This is a genomic window from Pseudomonas sp. E1MeOHC2, from assembly GCF_058745025.1.
This window is the reverse complement of sequence record NZ_CP196675.1, coordinates 3,829,962-3,848,893: the sequence shown is the minus strand read 5'-3', so window position 1 is coordinate 3,848,893 and position 18,932 is coordinate 3,829,962. Positions and strand designations below refer to the sequence as shown.

The 18,932-nt window shown below is 57.4% G+C and carries 10 protein-coding genes; 5 read left to right on the top strand and 5 right to left on the bottom strand.

The window, feature by feature from the left end; genetic code table 11:
* The first annotated feature begins 8 nt into the window (after positions 1-8).
* Genes ACSSU5_RS17375 through ACSSU5_RS17355 form a run of 5 tightly spaced genes read left to right on the top strand, consistent with a single transcriptional unit; the run spans position 9 to position 12,297 of the window.
* Positions 9-7,466: a methyltransferase domain-containing protein gene (locus ACSSU5_RS17375; protein WP_492559367.1), complete on the top strand. Its 7,458-nt coding sequence runs from the start codon at positions 9-11 to the stop codon at positions 7,464-7,466.
* 45 nt (positions 7,467-7,511) lie between these two features.
* Positions 7,512-7,949 carry a hypothetical protein gene (locus ACSSU5_RS17370; protein WP_492559366.1) on the top strand — a complete coding sequence of 146 codons (438 nt, stop codon included), beginning with the start codon at positions 7,512-7,514 and terminating at the stop codon, positions 7,947-7,949.
* A 60-nt stretch (positions 7,950-8,009) separates the two neighbouring features.
* Complete coding sequence (locus tag ACSSU5_RS17365) at positions 8,010-9,257, top strand: glycosyltransferase family 4 protein (protein WP_492559365.1); 1,248 nt, start codon at positions 8,010-8,012, stop codon at positions 9,255-9,257.
* Between the two features lie 2 nt (positions 9,258-9,259).
* Positions 9,260-10,453 (top strand): glycosyltransferase family 4 protein, encoded by a 1,194-nt coding sequence (locus tag ACSSU5_RS17360; RefSeq protein WP_492559364.1) that lies wholly within the window; start codon positions 9,260-9,262, stop codon positions 10,451-10,453.
* 41 nt (positions 10,454-10,494) lie between these two features.
* Complete coding sequence (locus ACSSU5_RS17355; RefSeq protein WP_492559363.1) at positions 10,495-12,297, top strand: hypothetical protein; 1,803 nt, start codon at positions 10,495-10,497, stop codon at positions 12,295-12,297.
* Positions 12,298-12,371: 74 nt separating this feature from the next.
* Here the strand turns inward: ACSSU5_RS17355 and ACSSU5_RS17350 are convergent, their stop codons facing one another.
* From ACSSU5_RS17350 to ACSSU5_RS17330, 5 genes are all read right to left on the bottom strand, one after another.
* The gene (locus ACSSU5_RS17350) at positions 12,372-13,457 is read right to left on the bottom strand and encodes a DUF6270 domain-containing protein (RefSeq protein WP_492559362.1); all 1,086 of its coding nucleotides are present in this window, start codon (positions 13,455-13,457) and stop codon (positions 12,372-12,374) included.
* A 183-nt stretch (positions 13,458-13,640) separates the two neighbouring features.
* On the bottom strand, positions 13,641-15,638 hold the full coding sequence (locus ACSSU5_RS17345) for a polysaccharide biosynthesis protein (protein WP_492561330.1): 1,998 nt from the start codon (positions 15,636-15,638) through the stop codon (positions 13,641-13,643).
* A 61-nt stretch (positions 15,639-15,699) separates the two neighbouring features.
* Positions 15,700-16,713, bottom strand: a complete 1,014-nt coding sequence (locus tag ACSSU5_RS17340; protein ID WP_492559361.1) for an MraY family glycosyltransferase — start codon at positions 16,711-16,713, stop codon at positions 15,700-15,702.
* A complete protein-coding gene (locus tag ACSSU5_RS17335) occupies positions 16,710-17,675 on the bottom strand; it encodes a UDP-glucose 4-epimerase family protein (RefSeq protein WP_492559360.1) in 966 nt (321 codons plus the stop codon). Before ACSSU5_RS17335 ends, ACSSU5_RS17340 begins: the two co-directional genes overlap by 4 nt.
* Positions 17,672-18,925, bottom strand: coding sequence for a glycosyltransferase family 4 protein (locus ACSSU5_RS17330; RefSeq protein ID WP_492559359.1), 1,254 nt, complete (start codon positions 18,923-18,925; stop codon positions 17,672-17,674). Before ACSSU5_RS17330 ends, ACSSU5_RS17335 begins: the two co-directional genes overlap by 4 nt.
* Between the last annotated feature and the right edge of the window lie 7 nt (positions 18,926-18,932).

Below are 18,932 nucleotides of genomic sequence, written 5' to 3'. Positions count from 1 at the left end.
CACTCCGCATGAACAACACCACGCTTGAGAAACCTACCGTGAACAATGGGCTGCTGTCACCTTTGGCCGATATACATGACCGCGTGATGGAGGCCTATTACGGCAAGCTGGGGGAGCAGTTCATGCGAGAGACCCAAGCCCGGATCCATTGGATCTGCGCCCAGATCAAAGGGCGCAAGATCCTCGATGTCGGCTGTTCGCAGGGGATCGTTCCCCTGCTGCTGGCGCGCGAGGGCTGCCAGGTTACGGGTGTGGACACCAGCCCCCAGGCCATTGAAGAGGCCAAGGGGTACCTGTCGACCGAGCCTGCCCACGTTCAGCAGAACGTCACTTACATCAACTCTGACTTCCTCTTGCTGGACAAACTTGAAGTCGAGCCAGACACCATTGTCATCAGCGAAGTCCTCGAGCACCTGGTTCGTCCAGAGCTGTTCGTGGAAAAGGCCAACGACCTGCTCAAGCAAGGTGGCCGGCTGGTGATCACCGTGCCGTTTGGGGTCAATGACTTCATCGACCACAAGCACACGTTCTACCTGATGGAACCGTTCCGGCTGCTGGCCGAACACTTGCAGATCACCGAGATCAAGATGCTCGGCAAGTGGCTAGGTATCGTCGCCCAGAAAACCGAGAACCATCAGCCAGGCATCGTCGAGTCGCTGGCCATCGAGCGCGTGCTCGAACTCGAGAAAGCCTTCGAATACATCGAGCGCAATCTGCGCGAGAACCTGGGTGCCATCAGCAAGCGCCTGGAAGAGGCGAACAAGAAGTATCGCGCCGCCACCGAGCAGATTACCCAGCTCAAGCCAGAGGCTCAGAAAGCCGAAGCGTTGTCACGCCAGCTGCAGACCCGTGATGCAGACATTGCGACCCTGCGCAATGCCAATCGCGAAATCCTCGAAGCCAAGAGCAAGAACGCCCAGGAGCTCGAGGACATCCGCTTGCGCCTGGATGACGCCAACAAGAAGTACCGCGTGGTGACCGAACAGGCCGCTGCGCTCAGAACCGAAACGCAGAAGGCTGAAGCCCTTGCGCATCAGTTGCAGGCGCGCGAAACCGATTTCGCCGCCCTTGAGGCCTCGAGCCGGGAATCGCTGCATGCCAGCGCCCACAACATTCAGGCGCTCAGCGAAGAACTCGACTCGCTCAAGTCGGCCCTGGGCGAAGCCAACCAGAACTGCCTGACGGCCGCCGAGCAGTACGCACAGCTTGAGCAGCAGTTCGCTGCCCTTGAAGACGCTCATCTGCAGAGCCTTACTGAAGCCGAGCAACGGCTCAGCGAGTTGCAGGGCCAGCACGACCAGACCCGCGAGGCGCTGAGCGCAGCCAGTGACGATCTGGAACAGCTCACTGAACAGAAGCGCGTACTGCAAGACGACTTGCACGTCGCTGGCAACAAATCGCTGGCACTTGAAGAGCAATTGCTCGCCACCCAGGCTCAATTGCAAGCGGCGCAACAGAACGCCGATGAGCAAGCGAACCGTCTCGAGCATATCAGCGCATCGCTGAGCCAGCGCGAGGGTGAGCTGGAAACCCTGCAGCAAGTGCAACGAACCACCGATGAGCAACTGCAGGCGACAGTACAACTGCGCACAGCCGCAGAGACACGGGCTAGCGAAAAAGCGGCAAAAATCGCCGAGCTTCAGGCCCAGCAAGAAGCCCTGGACGGCCAACTACAGGCGCTGAGCGAGCAGCAAACCCAGATTCTGCAAGACAACGCCACTCACATCGATACCATTACCTACTTGCGCGCGCGCCAAGCGGCCATCGAGTCCGAGCTGGAAAACCACCTGCAAGAGGCCGCTGCCCAGCAGGAGCACGCCCTGCAGGCCAGTGCTGCGCAAGCCGACAGCATGGCTGCCTTGCGCAAACAACACGCTGCGCTTGAGACCGAGCTGCAAAGCCAGCAGCACGCCATGGCCGAGTTCCAGGCCACTGCACAACAAGCCGATGCCGCCCACCTCGATACCATCGCTGCCCTGCGCGAACAACAGGCTGCGCTTGAAACCGAGCTGCAAAGCCAGCAGCACGCCATGGCCGAGTTCCAGGCCACTGCACAACAAGCCGATGCCGCCCACCTCGATACCATCGCTGCCCTGCGCGAACAACAGGCTGCGCTTGAAACCGAGCTGCAAAGCCGGCAGCACGCCATGGCCGAGTTCCAGGCCACTGCACAACAAGCCGATGCCGCCCACCTCGACACCATCGCTGCCCTGCGCGAACAACAGGCTGCGCTTGAAACCGAGCTGCAAAGCCAGCAGCACGCCATGGCCGAGTTCCAGGCTGGTGCACAACAAGCCGATGCCGCCCACCTCGATACCATCGCTGCCCTGCGCGAACAACAGGCTGTGCTTGAGACCGAGCTGCAAAGCCAGCAGCACACCATGGCCGAGTTCCAGGCTGCTGCACAACAAGCCGATGCCGCCCACCTCGATACCATCGCTGCCCTGCGCGAACAACAGGCTGTGCTTGAGACCGAGCTGCAAAGCCAGCAGCACACCATGGACCAATTCCAAGCGGCAGCCGAGCAAGCCGACGCGGCGCACCTCGATACCCTTGCCGCCTTGCGCGAACAGCTGGCAGCCCTGGACGCCGATCTGCAGAATCAGTTGCAGGCCATGAGCGCATTCCAGGCCGAAGCCCGTCAGGCCGACGCAGCGCACCTCGATACCATTGCAGCCCTGCAGGCGTACCAGGCCAACCTGGAAAACCAACTGCACGAAGCTGTCGACCTGCAAGAGCAGACCCAGCAGGCCAACACTGCGCACGTCGAAACCATTGCCGATCTGCGCGTACACCAGACGGCACTGCAAGCCGAACTTGAGCGTCAACTCGAAGAGGCCGCAGCCCTGCAGGATCAGGCGCAACAGGCCAACGCCGAGCATGTCGACACCATTACGGCCTTGCGCACCCACCAGACAGCCATTGAAGCCGAGCTGCAAAACCAGGCACAGGCAATGAGCGAGTTCCAGGCCCAGGCTCAACAAGCCGACGCTGCCCACCTCGCCACCATTACCAACCTGCAATCACGGCAGGCCGACCTGGAAGGCCAACTGCAAGAAGCCGTCGACTTCCAGGACCTGACCCTGCAAGTCAATGCTGAACAGCTTGAAACCATTACTGCCCTGCGCGAACGCCAGGCAGTTCTGCAAACCGAACTGCAAGACCAGATGCAAGCCATGCACACGCTGCAGGCTCAAAGCCAGCAGGTCATGGCCGAACAGACCGAGATGATCACTACGCTGCGTATGCGCCAAGCGGAACTGGAAGCCGAACTTGAAAGCGAGTTGGAGTATATGAACGAATTGCAGGCCCAAAGCCAACGAGCCGACGCCGCTCAGGCCGAAACCATTGCCCTGTTGAAAGCACGTCAAGCCGAACTGGAGGGCGACCTGGTCAACCAGCGACAGGCCATGAACGAACTTCAGATTCGCAATCAGCAGGCCAACGTCGATCAATCCGAAATCATTTCCGCTCTGGAAGGACGTCAGGTCGAACTGGAAGTTCATCTGCAGGTCATGAATGAGCTACAGGCACAGAGCCAGCGTGAGCACGCGGCCCAAGCCAGCACCATCCACTCGCTGGTTGAACACCGCAGTGAACTGGAAGCGCAGTTGCGCGCACAGGGCGATGCCAACACCCAGGCAGCGCAGGCACGTGCCGAGCAGGCAGAAGCCATCGCTGCCCTGAGTTCTGCCAAAGAAGCCCTCGAAGAACAACTGATGCTCGAAAGCGTCAGCCGGCAGGCCGCCGAGGCCAGCCTGGCCGCCACCAACGAGCAGTGGCAAGCGCTGCGTCGCCAGCTGGAGAACCAGCTCAACTCCTCCAAAGCAGGCCTGGGCGCTGCCAACATGAAATACCGCGCCGTGACCGGCGAGCAGATTCCGCAACTGAAGGCCAACCTAAACGAGCTGCTCGAACGCAGCGCGGCGCAGCAGCGCAAGATCGACGAGCTCAACGAAAACCTGGACCGGGCCAATACCCAGCGCCACCTGGCCGAGCAACGCCTGGTCAAGACCCGCGCGAGCATGACATATCAACTGGGTTACCAGATCAAGAACAGCGCCAGCTCCCTGGGTGGCCTGGTCAAGCTGCCGGTTCGCCTGCTGCGCCTCTACCGCAAAGCCAGCCAGCAACGCCAGCAGAACGAGCAAAAGCTCCTGGCCAACGAACCGCTCAAGGCACTGCTGCCGCCAGCACCGGTCGTGCAGGACGAGAACTACCTGAAACTGCCGGCCGCCCTGGCAACCAGTGAACAAAGCCGCCAGACGCTGCTGCGCCAGGTCGACCAGCCTGCCAGCCGCCTGAAAATGGCGTGCGTGATGGATGAGTTCACCTTCGGCTCCTATCGCTACGAATGCGACCTGTTGCCGCTCACCCCTTCCAACTGGAAAGCGGAGATCGAAGGCTTCGGCCCCGAACTGCTGTTCATCGAATCCGCCTGGCGCGGTAAAGATGACCTGTGGGGCAGCAAAGTCGGCCATAACAGCCAGGAGCTGCAGGACATCCTCAACTGGTGCCGTCAGAACAAAGTGCCGACCGTGTTCTGGAACAAGGAAGACCCGGTCCACTTCGAGACCTTCCTGACCACCGCCAAGCAGTTCGACCACGTGTTCACTACCGACATCGACTGCATTCACCGCTACAAGGGCGCGCTCGGTCACGACCGCGTCTACCTGCTGCCGTTCGCCTGCCAGCCTGCGCTGCACAACCCGATCGAGTTGTACGAGCGCAAGGACGCCTTCTGCTTCGCCGGCGCCTACTACGCACGTTATCCAGAGCGCACCCGCGACCTGGGCAACTTTGTCTGCGAGCTGCCGAAATTCCGTCCGTTGGAGATCTTTGACCGTAACTTCGGCAAGAACGACGCGAACTATCAGTTCCCTGAGGAATACCAGCCGTACATCGTCGGCACCCTGCCCTTCGAGAAGATCGACACCGCGTACAAGGGTTATCGCTACGCGATCAACCTCAACTCGATCAAGCAGTCGCAATCGATGTTCGCCCGTCGGGTCTTCGAGCTACTCGGCTGCAATACCCTGACCGTGAGCAACTTCTCGCGCGGCGTGCGCCTATTGTTCGGCGACCTGGTCATCACCACCGACAACGGCGAAGAAATGCACCGTCGCCTGGAACTGCTGGCCCAGGATCCGCTGAACAGCGACAAACTGCGTCTGGCAGCCCTGCGCAAAGTAATGCAGGAGCACACCTACACCCAGCGCCTGGACTACATCCTCAGCAAAGTCAGTGGCAACGCGAAAGTACAGCGCCTGCCTGAGATCGTGGTCATCTGCGAAGCTCAGGACCGCAAGCAATTCGACATGCTGCGCGCTCACCTAGATCGCCAGGTCTACAGCCAAGTGCGGATGGTCATCATCAGTGATGCCTATCAGAGCAGCATCGTGGCCGAAGACCCGCGCATCCTGGTGCTCAAGCCTGCTCAGCTAAAGAAAACCAGCCTCGGAGAACTGGTAGGCAATTCCCCTTGGGTTGCTGCATTTGTGCCTGGCGACTACTACGGCCCCAACTACCTGCTCGACCTGGCACTGGCAACCCGCTACAGCCGCGCACAGGTGATTGGCAAGGCTTCGCACTTCACCAGCAAAGGCCAGCAGGTTGAACTGCAGTCGAACGAACAGGCCTACCGCCCGACGCAATCGCTCAGCGCGCGTCGCTCGCTAGTCGCGACCGAAATCATTGCCGCCCAGCCGCTGCGCAGCTGGTTGAAGAGCTTGCCGTCGCTGCAGTACAACCACGAGCAAGGCTTGGCCATCGACCCGTTCAACTATTGCGAAAACGGCGCAGCGCAACACGATCGCATTAGCAGCAAGGTCGATGACTTGGAACTGAACCTGGGCATGACCATCGATCAGCTGCAGGCCCGCGCCCAAGCCATCGCACCGCTGGAAGTCAGCCATGACTCGCCGGAAATCTCCGGCCGAGGCCTGGCGGAAATCTTCGGGGTCAAGCACAACAAGTTCCTCGACTTGCAGGTCGACGCTGATGACTGGCGTATCAGCTCCAAACTTGCAGACGGCAAGCATGAATATGTCTATGCCCTAAAAGAAGTCAGCCTCGATCAGCTGAACATCCAGGACCGCCAGCTCAAGCTGTACCTCGACTGCACGCCTGGCCTGAACCTGCAATTGGTAGTGCTGTTCCTCGACGCCGAGAAACAGCGGATCACCCACGTCATGCAGCATGCCAACCGCAACCAGACTTCCGACGTTCCGCCTGAAGCCAGCTTCGTACGTTTCGGCCTGCGCGCTTATGCGGCTGGCAATACTGAGATCAAGGCGCTGGTACTGGGCCATCGCGACCTGCAACCTTCGGAAATGCTGGGTCGATCCAAGCACCTGGTGGTGACCAACCATTACCCTGCGTATACCGACCTGTATCGCAACGGGTTTGTCCACAGCCGCGCCATGGCTTACCAGGAGCAAGGCCTCAGCGTTGACATCTTCCGCCTTCGTAAAAACGAAGCGGTCAGTTACTACGAGTTCCAGAATGTCGATGTGGTGACCGGTTGCCAGTCCACGCTCAGCAAGATGCTGGAAAGCGGGCAGTACAAGAGTGTGCTCGTGCACTTCCTTGATCCGGACATGTGGGAAGTGCTCAAGCGCTTCACGCACAAGGTCAAAGTGGTGGTATGGGTACACGGTGCAGAAGTGCAGCCGTGGTGGCGCCGAGAGTACAACTACTCCGATGCAGCCCAGCTGGCGGTGGCCAAGATCGAGAGCGAGAAGCGCATGACCTTCTGGCGCGAAACGCTCGGCAACATGCCTGCCAATCTGAAGCTGGTGTTCGTGTCTCGCTACTTCGCCGAAGAAGTGATGGAAGACATCGGTTTCCGACTGCCGGAAGGCAGCTACGAGATCATCCATAACCCGATTGACACTGATATGTTCAAGTATCAGAAGAAATCGGAAGACCAGCGCTTCAAGATCTTGTCCATCCGTCCTTATGCGTCGGCGAAGTATGCGAACGACCTCAGCGTGGCTGCTATCAAGCTGCTCGCGAGCGAACCCTTCTTCGAGAAGCTTGAGTTCCGCATGATCGGTGACGGCACGCTGTTTGAAGACACCTTGGCACCGTTGCGCGAGTTCCCCAACGTCAAGATCGAGCGTGGCTTCCTCAAGCACGATCAGATCGCAGCGTTGCACAAAGACTACGGCATGTTCCTCTGCCCGACCCGTATGGATGCCCAGGGCGTGTCCCGAGACGAGGCCATGTCATCCGGTCTGATTGCAATTACCAATGGCGTGACCGCCATTCCGGAATTCGTCAGCAAAGATTGTGGTGTTCTCGCCGGCGCTGATGATGCCCAAGGCATGGCAGACGGCATGAAAAAGATCATCGAGTCTGCGGAACTGTTCAACAAGATGTCGGCCGCTGCTCACCAACGCGTGATCAATCAGACCGCGAAGGCCAGCATCATCGACAAAGAATTGGCACTCATTGCCCAATAAGCAACCCTCAACTCACCCTTAATGATGAATAGCACAGTTATGAACATGAAAATCAAAGCAGCTGCAGCAGTCCTGATGTCCCTGGCCCTTTTCGGCTGTGGCGCTGAAAGCGAGAAAAAAGCAGCCCAAGCACCTGCCGCACAAAGCGCCACCAGCGCAGCGGGCCACACCATCGTCCTGCAGACTGGCGAAAAGCTGAACGCCACCGGTGATGACTTCAAAGAGTACGCAAAAGACACCGCCAACGGTAAAATGAAGCAATATCAAATGAAAGCCAACGTGCTCGCCAAAGTGGCCGAGAACGACATCTACACGCAGCTGAAGAACCAGGGCTTCCAGCGCAGCGTAATGGAAGACACTGCAGATTTGTTCAAGGTCCACTACAAGAAAACCGGCTTTTCCACCATCGGCGCTACCTTCAAAGAGTCCAGCGAAAATAACGCCAACTCCACCAAGGTAAATATCTACTGGACCGAGAGCTGATTCATTTCTGAGTCAGGCCACATGGCACCTAATGGATATAATCGAGAAGTAGGTAAAGCAGTGACAAAGGTCGCGATGATTGTGTGGAATGAATTCGTCAATGACGCACGCGTATTAAAAGAAGCACAAACACTCGCGACCTCAGATTATTCTGTTAGGGTTTTTGCTCTGCATACACCCGGAAAGACCTCAAGAACCGAGATACTGCAGAAGAACTTGGATGTGTGCCGTGTCGATCGTTCACCGCTGTGGCGCTGGAGAAAGCCTAAAGCTTCCCGCCAGCCGTTGACCTCTACGCCAACACTGGCGCCGGCGCCCGCTAAAATGACGCCAAGCCCAGCCCATGTTTCTGCGCTCCGGGTGGTCACCCGTGCATGGACACATTTGGTGTTACTGTTGAAGATCGTCCGTTTTCGACCCGACATTATTCATTCGCACGACGTGAATACCTTGCCTACCGCCTGGCTGGCCTCCGTCATAACCCGCGCCAAACTGGTTTATGACGCGCACGAAATCAGCACAAGCAGAGAGGGCTATCGCAGACTTGCAAAAGTTGTAGCGCAGGTCGAAAAATTCTTGATACCTCGGGCGTTCGCCGTCATCACGACGACGGAAACTCGAGCCAAATACCTTGCCCGACTGTACAATATCGAACGACCCGTCGTTCTTCAGAATCGCCCCCGCTACCAGGCATGCGCCAGCAGCCGCCGACTTCACCAGGAACTGGGCATCGCCGACGACTGCCCGATCGTTCTGTACCAAGGTGGTATTCAAAGCGGTAGAGGCCTGGAGAAACTGGTTCGTTGCACGGCTCGCCTCAAGCAAGCCCATGTGGTATTGATCGGCGGTGGCCGTCTCACTCAGAGCTTGATCGACCTGCGTGACAGCCTTGGCCTTCAGGATCGGGTGCACTTTATCCCGACGGTGGCACTGGCTGAACTTCCCAAATATACGGCGTCCGCTGATATCGCTGTACAACCGATCGAGAACACCTGCTTCAATCACTTCAGTACCGATTCGAACAAGCTGTTCGAGTACATTATTGCCGGCATTCCCTCGGTCGCTACCAACTTCCCGGAAATCAGGAAGATCGTAAATCATTATCAAGTTGGGCTGTTGGCCCCTGCTGATAACGATGACGCTTTCGTCGACTGCTTGAACAGGCTTATCGAGGACCCCACGTTGCGCAAGCGCCTAGCGCAGAACTCGAAAAAGGCAGCAAAATACCTGACCTGGGAAAGTCAGGAGAGCCTTTTGCTGGACATCTACAAAGCAGCAACCTCCCACGCAAAACCTGAAGCGGCATAACCGTGAAGATCCTGATCCTGACGTTCTACTACCCGCCTGACCTGTCCGCCGGCTCTTTCCGGACAAAAGCACTGGTTAACTCTCTGCTGCAGAACACCCAGGAAAACGTCACGATCACCGTGTTCACAACCCAGCCGAGCCGGTACAACAGCTTTTCCCCGCAGGCGTCAGCCCTGGAACACAATGGCCCCGTTACCATCAAGCGAATCCCCGTCGCTTCATGCGGCAGCGGTGTACTCGCTCAGGCGGCCTTGTTTGCCCAGTACGCACGGGGCGTCGCTCAAGCCATAAAAGCCCAGGAATATGACCTGGTGTTCGCCACTTCATCACGCATGATGACCGCCACACTGGGAGCCTGGGTCGCGAAGAAAGTCCACGCCAAGCTTTTTCTGGACCTCAGGGATCTCCTGACCGATACGCTGCCCGATCTATTGCCTTCGCCCCTGGGTACTTCGGCTGCCTGGTTCTTCCGACACATTGAGCGATGGACCGTTAAACAGGCCTACTCGGTCAATCTGGCATCTCCGGGATTTGTGACGTACTTCAAGTCACGCTACCCCAACAAGCCCATCACGGTTTACACCAACGGTGTCGATGACATCTTCATTGAAAATTCCGTGACGGTAGAAAGACACACACAACGCCATATCAATATCCTCTATGCTGGCAACATCGGCACGGGCCAAGGCTTGCACCATATCATCCCGCAACTGGCCAACCGACTGTCCTGCAAGGCAAAGTTTGTCATTGTCGGCGGCGGCAGTGCGGTCAAACCGCTGAAACTCGCGCTCGCTCAACAGGAAGTCAAGAATGTTGAAATCATCGAGCCGATGAAGCGTACCGAACTGCTTGCTCATTATCAGAAGGCGGACGTGCTGTTCCTCCACTTGAATGACCTGCCATCACTGAGAAATGTAATACCGTCAAAGCTGTTCGAATACGCGGCCACACAGAAGCCGATTCTCGGCGGGCTCAGCGGCTACTCTGCGAAGTTTGCTTCGGAACACATTTCCAATGTGGGAATTTTCTCACCTTGCGATGTTGAGTCTGCACTTACCGCGCTGGATAACTTGCACATTGGGACAACCGATCGGCGCGACTTCGTCAACAAGTTCTCCCGAAAATACATTGTCAAAAACATGGCACTCGACCTTCTGAAAATGCGCAAAGCAACCAAGCAAACTACCAAAGCCTGAGCCACTCCCCCTCCGCCCGGTCGCTTTAAATACGCAAAAACTTGACGCTCACGGCATCGAATGCTAAATTCGGTTTCGCATTTTTTTATTTGCCAAGCCTTATGACACCGCATCTGAACACCGAACTCAATCACTGCATGCGCTGGTCCTATTCACTGGGCAAAAAATTCCTGAGGACGGCACCGCTTCACACCACGTCCGTTCAATTTCTGTATATCTTTAGCCAATTACTTCTGCTGTTGGCCTTTTTTCTTCCTATCAAAGCGGTCATCGTCCTCGGCTCAGGCAGTATCCCTTCTTATTTTCCAGAGCAGTTGAAGGCCTACTCGCTGGACGCTGTTGTAATTTGGCTGAGCATCAGCGCGTTGTTTTCATTTGCGGCGCATCTGGCATTCGAACTCGCCGCTACCAAAATTACTGCCAACGGCGCTCGCCTACTGATATCCAGAACCAAAAAAATTGTCTTGTTCGACAACCAGGACTCCATTGCCATCCATGCCTACTCACGGTTTACGCGTGGGCTTTCGGAGTTGCTGTTCTTCTTCATGTCGGGTGCAATCCTCTGCCTCGTCTACCCGCTCGTCTTCACCCTGGTAACGGCCAGCACCTTACTCTTCTACACGGCGGCCTGTTTAGCCTATCGCTTTTCTACGCGACTGCGCAGGGCCTTGATCAATCATTATCAAGCGATACTCAACGCAGTATCCGGCTTTGTTTTCCTGACTATTTTCTTTGGCGTTATTGGTGACTTCCTGTACTTCACCCCGCCATCAGCTTTTGTCGCGATGCTTTCGCTCCTGCTGGTCAGGCAAGCGCTGCAACGACTGGTCGGGTTTGTTATAAAATGGATAATGCTACGCTCGCAACACCTGCGCGTCAGCGCCCTCTTCTTCCATAACCAACCGCTGGTTCTGCTGCAGAATCAAGCCAATGAAAGTATTCATTCGCTGTTCTCGCCTGAACAGCGAGAGCAATGGATACCCGAGATCCTCACTTCGCTGTTCAATGGTCCGTTCACCGTTACCGATGTCAGGAATTTTCAGCTGGGTCATCCCGATATCTATTGCTATGAAGTTCATTGCAAAACGGACCTCGTCGAGCAAGCCTTTATCATCAAGCTGTTCGACGCCAGCCGCACGTACCCCGCCTCGCAAGAGCATGCGCTTATTACCCAGTTCAAAAATCTGCCTTGCCCACCGCTGAAGAAGACCGGGGCACTCAACGATGTCAGCTACCATATCTTCGAATGGTCGCAGATTAACAAGTTGGCAGGTCGGGAATACACGCTCAGCACGCTGGAGCTGCTGGGCAGTCTAATGAAGCTTACTCCGCCGAAAGCGCTCCTCAACAAATATGAGCGTTCCAAGAGCTATCTGGAGGATCGCCTAAATACTGAAATGCTGGATCACTTGAAGCTCTACGCGATCACGTCGGAGGATCAAGAAAAAATCCGTTTGCTCGCCGACAATCTTGAAATAATCAAGCGCCACCTCAGCAAGCTTCCGCGCCAATTGATTGCCCTGGACACCAATACTGACACCTTGGTGAAGAATGAAAATGGCGAGCTATCGCTATTGCATTGGGGCAATTGGATCCTGGAGCCCGCCGGCACCTACTGGCCACTGAACGATCACGCGAAGCTCCTTGACGTCACCCGTGAAGTACTCGACGTGAGGGCTGACGCACAGGACTTGAGCGGGGACGGCACTGTCTTGGCGTCGTTCATGTTCTCCTTTGAGCGGCACATCAACCGACGCGACTACCACGCTGCGCTGAGCTTGATACCTGATATTCTCGGGCGCACTCAACGCATCGAAGCCGCTGCCCCTGAACCGCTCCAGTAATGCGATCGCTGCCTCCCTCATTTGCTCAATGGACTGTTTGAACAAATGAGTCGGCGCACGCCCTTCAACAGGGTCTAGACTTCGCCTTCCGAGATCACCCTCGACTTTGCAATGAGTTTTTCATCCAAGTCATCCTTGTAGAATGCGACAACCTGCAACTCCCCAAGCACCCCAGGTCTATCAAATCGCGCATTCGGTGACACTTCATACCAGCGCATGTCATGACGCACACCGTCTATCATCAGGTAAAACGCGTAGTCCCCACCCTCACAGGCCTGGCCGCCCCTGTCCAGCGTACAGTGCGCGAATATCTCTTCCCCGGCCATGTAAGCGTCCAGTGTAAGCCTCACTCCTGAAGAAACCCGCGGTGCTCGAATAAGTTCCTGTGTTTCGCAATAGGCGCTTGATCCTTTGCCAAGCCCTGCCTTTACCAATATCTGTTCAAGCGCCGACTGGTAATATTGTTCACTGTAATGGAACGGCGAGACGCCCCAGCGGTGCTCCGGGTCAGCCGTTAAAAGCGCAGGATAAAAGCTGATGAACTGGTTTCTATCCAGCTCCTTTTCCAGTGCCGCGTACATCCACGCAAGCTCCTTGTTCGCTTTCTCCACGACTGCAGCAGCCACCGGGAAGGCCGTTCGAGTTTCGAAATCGAATCGAGAAGCCCAAAACACCTCGTTGACGATCACACAGTCGAGCTTGTTCAGCGTTTTCAACAATGCCAAAAACGTTCGCACGCCCTTCAGCCATATTTTGCGATGTTCGTCAGAGCCGTGCGGAATTACTCGATAGCGTCTTACCTCACTCCCGTTCAGGAAGCCACTTTCATCCAGCTCATTCGAGCGAGTGATCATCTGGCCCGACGGCAGGACCACCAGATCGAAGCGTTCATCGATCAAGTCAATCAGAATGACGTCAGCTGCTTGAAGCCTGTCCGTTTCAGCCAGCAACCTTTTTGTGAAGTCGTTCTTGACCATTCGCCTGCGGAATGCCGAGGGGATGCGGTCCAGCGCCTCTGTGTCGAGGTAGGGCGTGCTACACAACGAGGCCATCGAGGACCGGGCATAGTAATCGGTTATCCTGAACACTCGACTCTCTTCGAGGTTGAAGATATCCCTGGAGACACAACTACCATATATGAATAAATTCTTGATCACCATTACCAGCCTTTTAAAGCGATGCAAAAGCCCAGCGAAAACCAATGTTCCCTGACCATCGTCCTTATTGGCTCGCTGAAACTAAAACACCTCAAAAACGTCTAATACGCACAACCTTCGCGCAGGCCAATTCAACTGCCATCCTGAAGTCGCTAGCGCAATATCATAACAAAAACCGTACCTTGCTCATGGCTCGATCCGCCGCTGCTGGTAGATCCAATCGACGATTTCCCCATCCGGCGTATAGCCGATCACCGTCTCGCGCAGCAACTGACGAACCCGCACGAAGTCGTCATTGGCCGCAGCCTCCAGCAACTGGCTCAACGCATGTTTGAGCTCGTCCCACTGCAGAAAGTCTTCGCTGGCACTCATGATCATGGGGTGCCGGGTTGCGATCACGTTATCGCCAATCAGCAGTTCTTCATAGAGCTTCTCGCCCGGACGCAGCCCGGTGAACTGGATAGCGATGTCACCCAGCGGGTTACGCTCGGAGCGGACGCTGAACCCGGACAGGTGAATCATCTTTTCTGCCAGCTCGACAATCCGCACCGGCTCGCCCATGTCGAGGACGAACACGTCGCCGCCCCTGCCCATGGAGCCGGCCTGGATCACCAACTGCGCCGCTTCTGGGATGGTCATGAAATAACGGGTGATCTTGGGGTGGGTGACGGTCAGCGGGCCACCGGCCTTGATCTGCTTGTGGAACAGCGGAATCACAGAGCCCGATGAGCCCAGCACATTGCCGAAACGCACCATGGTGAAACGGGTCTTGTTAACCTGCGAGACGTTGCCACTGTCACCGAACAGCACCGGCGCCACGTTACGGCTTAGCGCTTGCAGGGTCATTTCAGCCAGACGCTTGGTACTGCCCATCACGTTGGTCGGGCGCACGGCCTTGTCGGTCGAGATCAGCACAAAATTCGACACGCCAGCCTGCAACGCAGCCTGGGCCGTGTGCAACGTGCCGATCACGTTGTTCAGCAAGCCTTCGGCGATGTTGTGCTCGACCATCGGCACGTGTTTGTAGGCTGCGGCGTGGTACACGGTGTCGACGCGCCAGGTTTTCATGATGTCGAGCATCTGTGCCTGGTTTCGTACGGAGCCGAGGATCGGCAGCAGGCAGACGGATAACGCTTCGCGGGCAACACGCTGCTCCAGCTCGGAGAGGATGCTGTAGAGGTTGAATTCACTGTGGTCGAACAACAGCAATGTCTTCGGCCCCTGACCGAGGATCTGCCGGCAAAGCTCCGAACCGATCGAGCCGCCTGCGCCGGTGACCAGCACCGTCTGTTCGGCGATGCAACGCTCGAGCAGATCGCCTTGAGCTGGCACTGTATCTCGCCCAAGCAAGTCAGCGATATCGACTTCCTGAATATCATCGACCTTCACCCGGCCACTGGCCAGGTCCATGATGCCGGGCACACTGCGCACATGCAGCGGGTAACCCTCAAGGAAATTAAGAATTTCACGGCGGCGGGTACGCGTCGATGAAGGGATGGCGAGAAGAATCTCTTGGGCTCCGGTTACATCGATCATCTGCTCCAACTGTTCAGGGCGATAGACCTGCAGCCCGGCAATGACACGGTCAGTGATGCTGGCATCGTCATCGATGAACGCGACCGGGCGCATCGCCCTGTCCATCCGCAAGGCCGCCACCAGTTGGTTACCCGCCGCGCCGGCGCCGTAGATAGCGACCTTCGGCAGGCCGTCGTCGCGATGGGCAAACGGCACATGCTGGACCGCCGTGGCGAACCAGTCACCCAGGAAGTACTGACGCATGGCCAGGCGCAACCCGCCGATCATGATCAGGCTCAACCACCAGTAGTTGAAGGTGATCGAGCGTGGCACGACGTTCTGGTGGTTACTGGCCCAGTAGATGATGAAACCGAGGATCAACGCGGAAAGCGTCACTGCCTTGATGATGGCAATCAGGGCGTCGTTGCCGAAATAGCGCATCACTGCACGATACAGCCCAAAGCGGATGAACAGCGGGATGGAGACGACGGGCGCGCAAAGGAACAACCAGGTGTGGTCGATCAGCGGGTTGGCCAGCTCATCGATGCCCAGTCGGACCACGAATGCCAACCACAACGCGATCCATACCAGGATGACGTCAGTCATCACCTGCAACATGCGCTTGTGCCGACGTGGCAATCCGAGCAGTTTTTTGCGCACTTTGTTCATAGGCTCCCAGACTTTTGCTGTGATTCTCATTGACTGACTCTTCGTCCATTTCATCGCGCAGTCACTGTTCCAGACTACCGGCGCGGTAATAGGCCCCAATCAGCACCAAAGGCACGTAGGCAATAACCAGCCCCAACACACCGTCGACGTCGAGCAGCAGCACGCTCAAGGCAACCGGCAGCAGCCAGCAGACATTCAATGCCGCAACCGCCAGGGTCACGGGCAGGTGCCTGCCCTGTCGGCGAGAGGCGTACTGATAAGCATGACTGCGATGCGCCTCGTATACCTTGTCGCCCCGCAACAGTCGGCGAATCAGTGTGTAGCTGGCATCGACGATGAACACACCCAGCAGAATCAGCCAGCACCAAAACAGTTGGGAGGACATCCAGGCGGCCTGCAGCGACAGGCCGCCCAGGACGATCCCAAGGAATCCGCTACCCGCATCGCCCATGAAGATCTTCGCCGGCGGGAAATTCCAGAACAGGAACCCTGCCACCGCCGCCGCCAGCAACAGCGGCAGAGTCATCAGGCTCGGTTGCCCGTTCAACCAGTAAAGCAGACTAGCTCCGAGGCAGACGGTGATTGCCTCGATGCTGGCAATGCCATCGATACCATCCATGAAGTTGTACAAGTTAAGCAGCCAGACCAGGTAGACCGCCGCCAGCACCGCCCCCAACCAGCCCAGGTCGAGCGTCCAGCCGAATACCTGCAGGGCTGGCAGGCCTCCCAGCCAACCCAGAATCCAAGCAGCGGCGACAAAGTGCCCGAGCAACCGCCAACGTGCGGCGATATGGCCATGATCATCCATGAAACCCAGCACGGCGATCACCGCACCAGCACCGCCCAAGGCAATCAAAGCGTCAGCCTGATCGCCCGGCTGGAAGGCCATCACTGCCAGTGCAGCGATGAACGCGAGAACGATCGACACCCCGCCGCCGCGTGGCGTGGGGATCGAATGCGAGCTGCGGGCATTCGGTACATCAATAATGTTTTTGGCCAATGCATAACGTCGCAACATTCCAGTCATGATCAGCGAGCACAGCAGGACAGCGGGTAAAAGCCACAAGAGCATCATTTATTCGACGTTTCCTGAAAGTGTCGGGCAGTCGCTCCGAGCGCGGCATCCACACCCATTGGTGGCTGCCAGCCAAGCACCTTGCGTGTTTTTTCGATATCTACCTGCAACGAGCCGCACAACCGTTTGGACAACGCCTGACGACCGAGCAGATTTGCCGTGCCGCTGAGGATCCAGGCCGGCACTGGCAACAGGCGTGCCGGCTTACCCAGCGCCCGTGCCATGCGTTGCAGCAGCGCGGTGGTAGAGAGATCCTCGCCATCACTGACCAGGAACACTTCGTTGGCCGCTGCAGGGTGGCCGATGCAGGTCACCACCAGATCGACCAGGTTGTCGAGTGCAACCAGACTGCGACTGTTCTGCAGCGCACCGAACGGCAACGGAACCCCTTTGCTCAACCAGCGCATCATCGACTCGAAATTGGCTTTGACCCCGGGACCATAGACCAGTACCGGGCGAATGATCACCACTTCCAGACCCAATTCCCTGGCCAGCGCCTGCAGTGCAACTTCGGCTTCGAGCTTGGAGATGCCGTAGGGATCCTGAGGTTGAGGCTGGTCGTCAGCGGTATAAGGCCGCCCGGGTTCCGTGCCTTCGCCATTGACCTTGATCGAACTGACGAAGATGAAGCGCTTGACCCCGGCGGCGACGGCCTGCCGTGCGAGTGCCAGAGTTCCATCGACATTGACCTTGCGGAAGGCGCTCAGCGGATCGGCTTCGGCATCGTTCATGACATGAACGCGAGCCGCGCAATGAATGACCACCTCACAACCTTCCAGTGCGTCGCCCCAAGTGCCTGCCTCTTCGAACGATTTGAAGCGAACGGTCTTCACCGGTGCCGGCAATGATGCGTCGGCACCACGCACCGTGGCGACCGTAGGCACACCATCAGCCTGCAACCGGCGCAATACGGCACTGCCCACGAAGCCGCTGGCTCCAGTGAGAAATACGCTGTGGTTCATCGACTTGTCCTTCGTAAAGTGGCGTCGCCAAACAGTTGTTCCAGTCGCGACAGCAAGACCTGGCGGGCGAACTCCTGTTCGTAGTAACGACGACCGCTGTTGCCCATCGCCTGTCGCTGCTCGGGCGCAAGCGTGGCCATCCTGCGGGTAATGCTTGCCAAGCCTTCGCCGTCCCCCGAGGCACAAGCGAATCCGGCACCCGATGCATCGATGACCCGGGCAGCCTCGCCATTGATCATGCCCAGCACCGGCCGGCCCGAAGCGAGATAGGCCTGCACTTTGCCTGGGATGGTCTGCTCGAAGACATCGTTGGTACGCAGCGACACCAGCAACGCATCCGCTTGGGCAAACAGCGGGGGCATTTCTTCCAGCGGGTGGCGGCCGAGCAGATGGACATTCTCCAGCCCGCGGTTGCGTACTTCCTCGGCAAGCCAAGGGCTCATCCGCCCGTCTCCCACGATGACCCAGCGTACTGAAACATCACCGCGCAGCGCCTGAGCTGCATCAATGATGGCCGGAAAGTCCTGGGCTTCCCCGATGTTGCCTGCGAACACCACGGTGAACACCGACGGATCCGGCTGGATCAATGCGCAGGGTTTGTCCATCGGAACCGAGAAATCGTCCTCGGCCCAGCTCGGGAAGTACACCAACCGCTCGCTGTCGATCTTGCGCGTGCAGTAACCGCGAACGTTCTCGAAGAAGCCTCGGGATTGCAACAGCAAGTAGTCGGTGCGGTTGTAGATCCACGACACCACTTTGCCCACCAGACCCAGCAAGCGGCGGTCATGGATGACGTTGACGGCCCGCAACGTCTCAGGCCACAGGTCAAGGACCCAGACAAACACTGGCGCCCGCTTGAGCTTCCCGATCACCACCGCAGGGATGGCCGCCAGAATTGGCGAAACGGCATAGACGAACACCGCGTCGAACTTGCGCCCGCGAAGCTTGAACGCGCCCAGCAAGGTCGCCAGCACACAGAACGACAGGTAGTTGAGCACCAACTGCACGCTGCGCTTGCCGCGAGGCACCAGCGGAACACGAACGACTTGTGCACCTTCGTAGCACGAGAACGCTTGCGGATCGTCTTTGTACGCCTGGTAGATACGCCCTTCCGGATAGTTGGGACGTCCGGTCAACACCGTGACTTCGTGACCCCTCGAGGTAAAGTCGCGGACCATGTCATTGATCCGCATGTTTTCCGGCCAGAAGTACTGTGTGACGACCAGTACGCGCATTTTTTCAGCGGGCATCGATACC

Bases quoted from the DNA above. Each gene is read 5' to 3' on its own strand.
- ACSSU5_RS17350 (WP_492559362.1), bottom strand. From the start codon at position 13,457: ATGGTGATCAAGAATTTATTCATATATGGTAGTTGTGTCTCCAGGGAT.
- ACSSU5_RS17335 (WP_492559360.1), bottom strand. From the start codon at position 17,675: ATGAACCACAGCGTATTTCTCACTGGAGCCAGCGGCTTCGTGGGCAGT.
- ACSSU5_RS17370 (WP_492559366.1), top strand. From the start codon at position 7,512: ATGAAAATCAAAGCAGCTGCAGCAGTCCTGATGTCCCTGGCCCTTTTC.
- ACSSU5_RS17330 (WP_492559359.1), bottom strand. From the start codon at position 18,925: ATGCCCGCTGAAAAAATGCGCGTACTGGTCGTCACACAGTACTTCTGG.
- ACSSU5_RS17340 (WP_492559361.1), bottom strand. From the start codon at position 16,713: ATGATGCTCTTGTGGCTTTTACCCGCTGTCCTGCTGTGCTCGCTGATC.
- ACSSU5_RS17375 (WP_492559367.1), top strand. From the start codon at position 9: ATGAACAACACCACGCTTGAGAAACCTACCGTGAACAATGGGCTGCTG.
- ACSSU5_RS17345 (WP_492561330.1), bottom strand. From the start codon at position 15,638: ATGAACAAAGTGCGCAAAAAACTGCTCGGATTGCCACGTCGGCACAAG.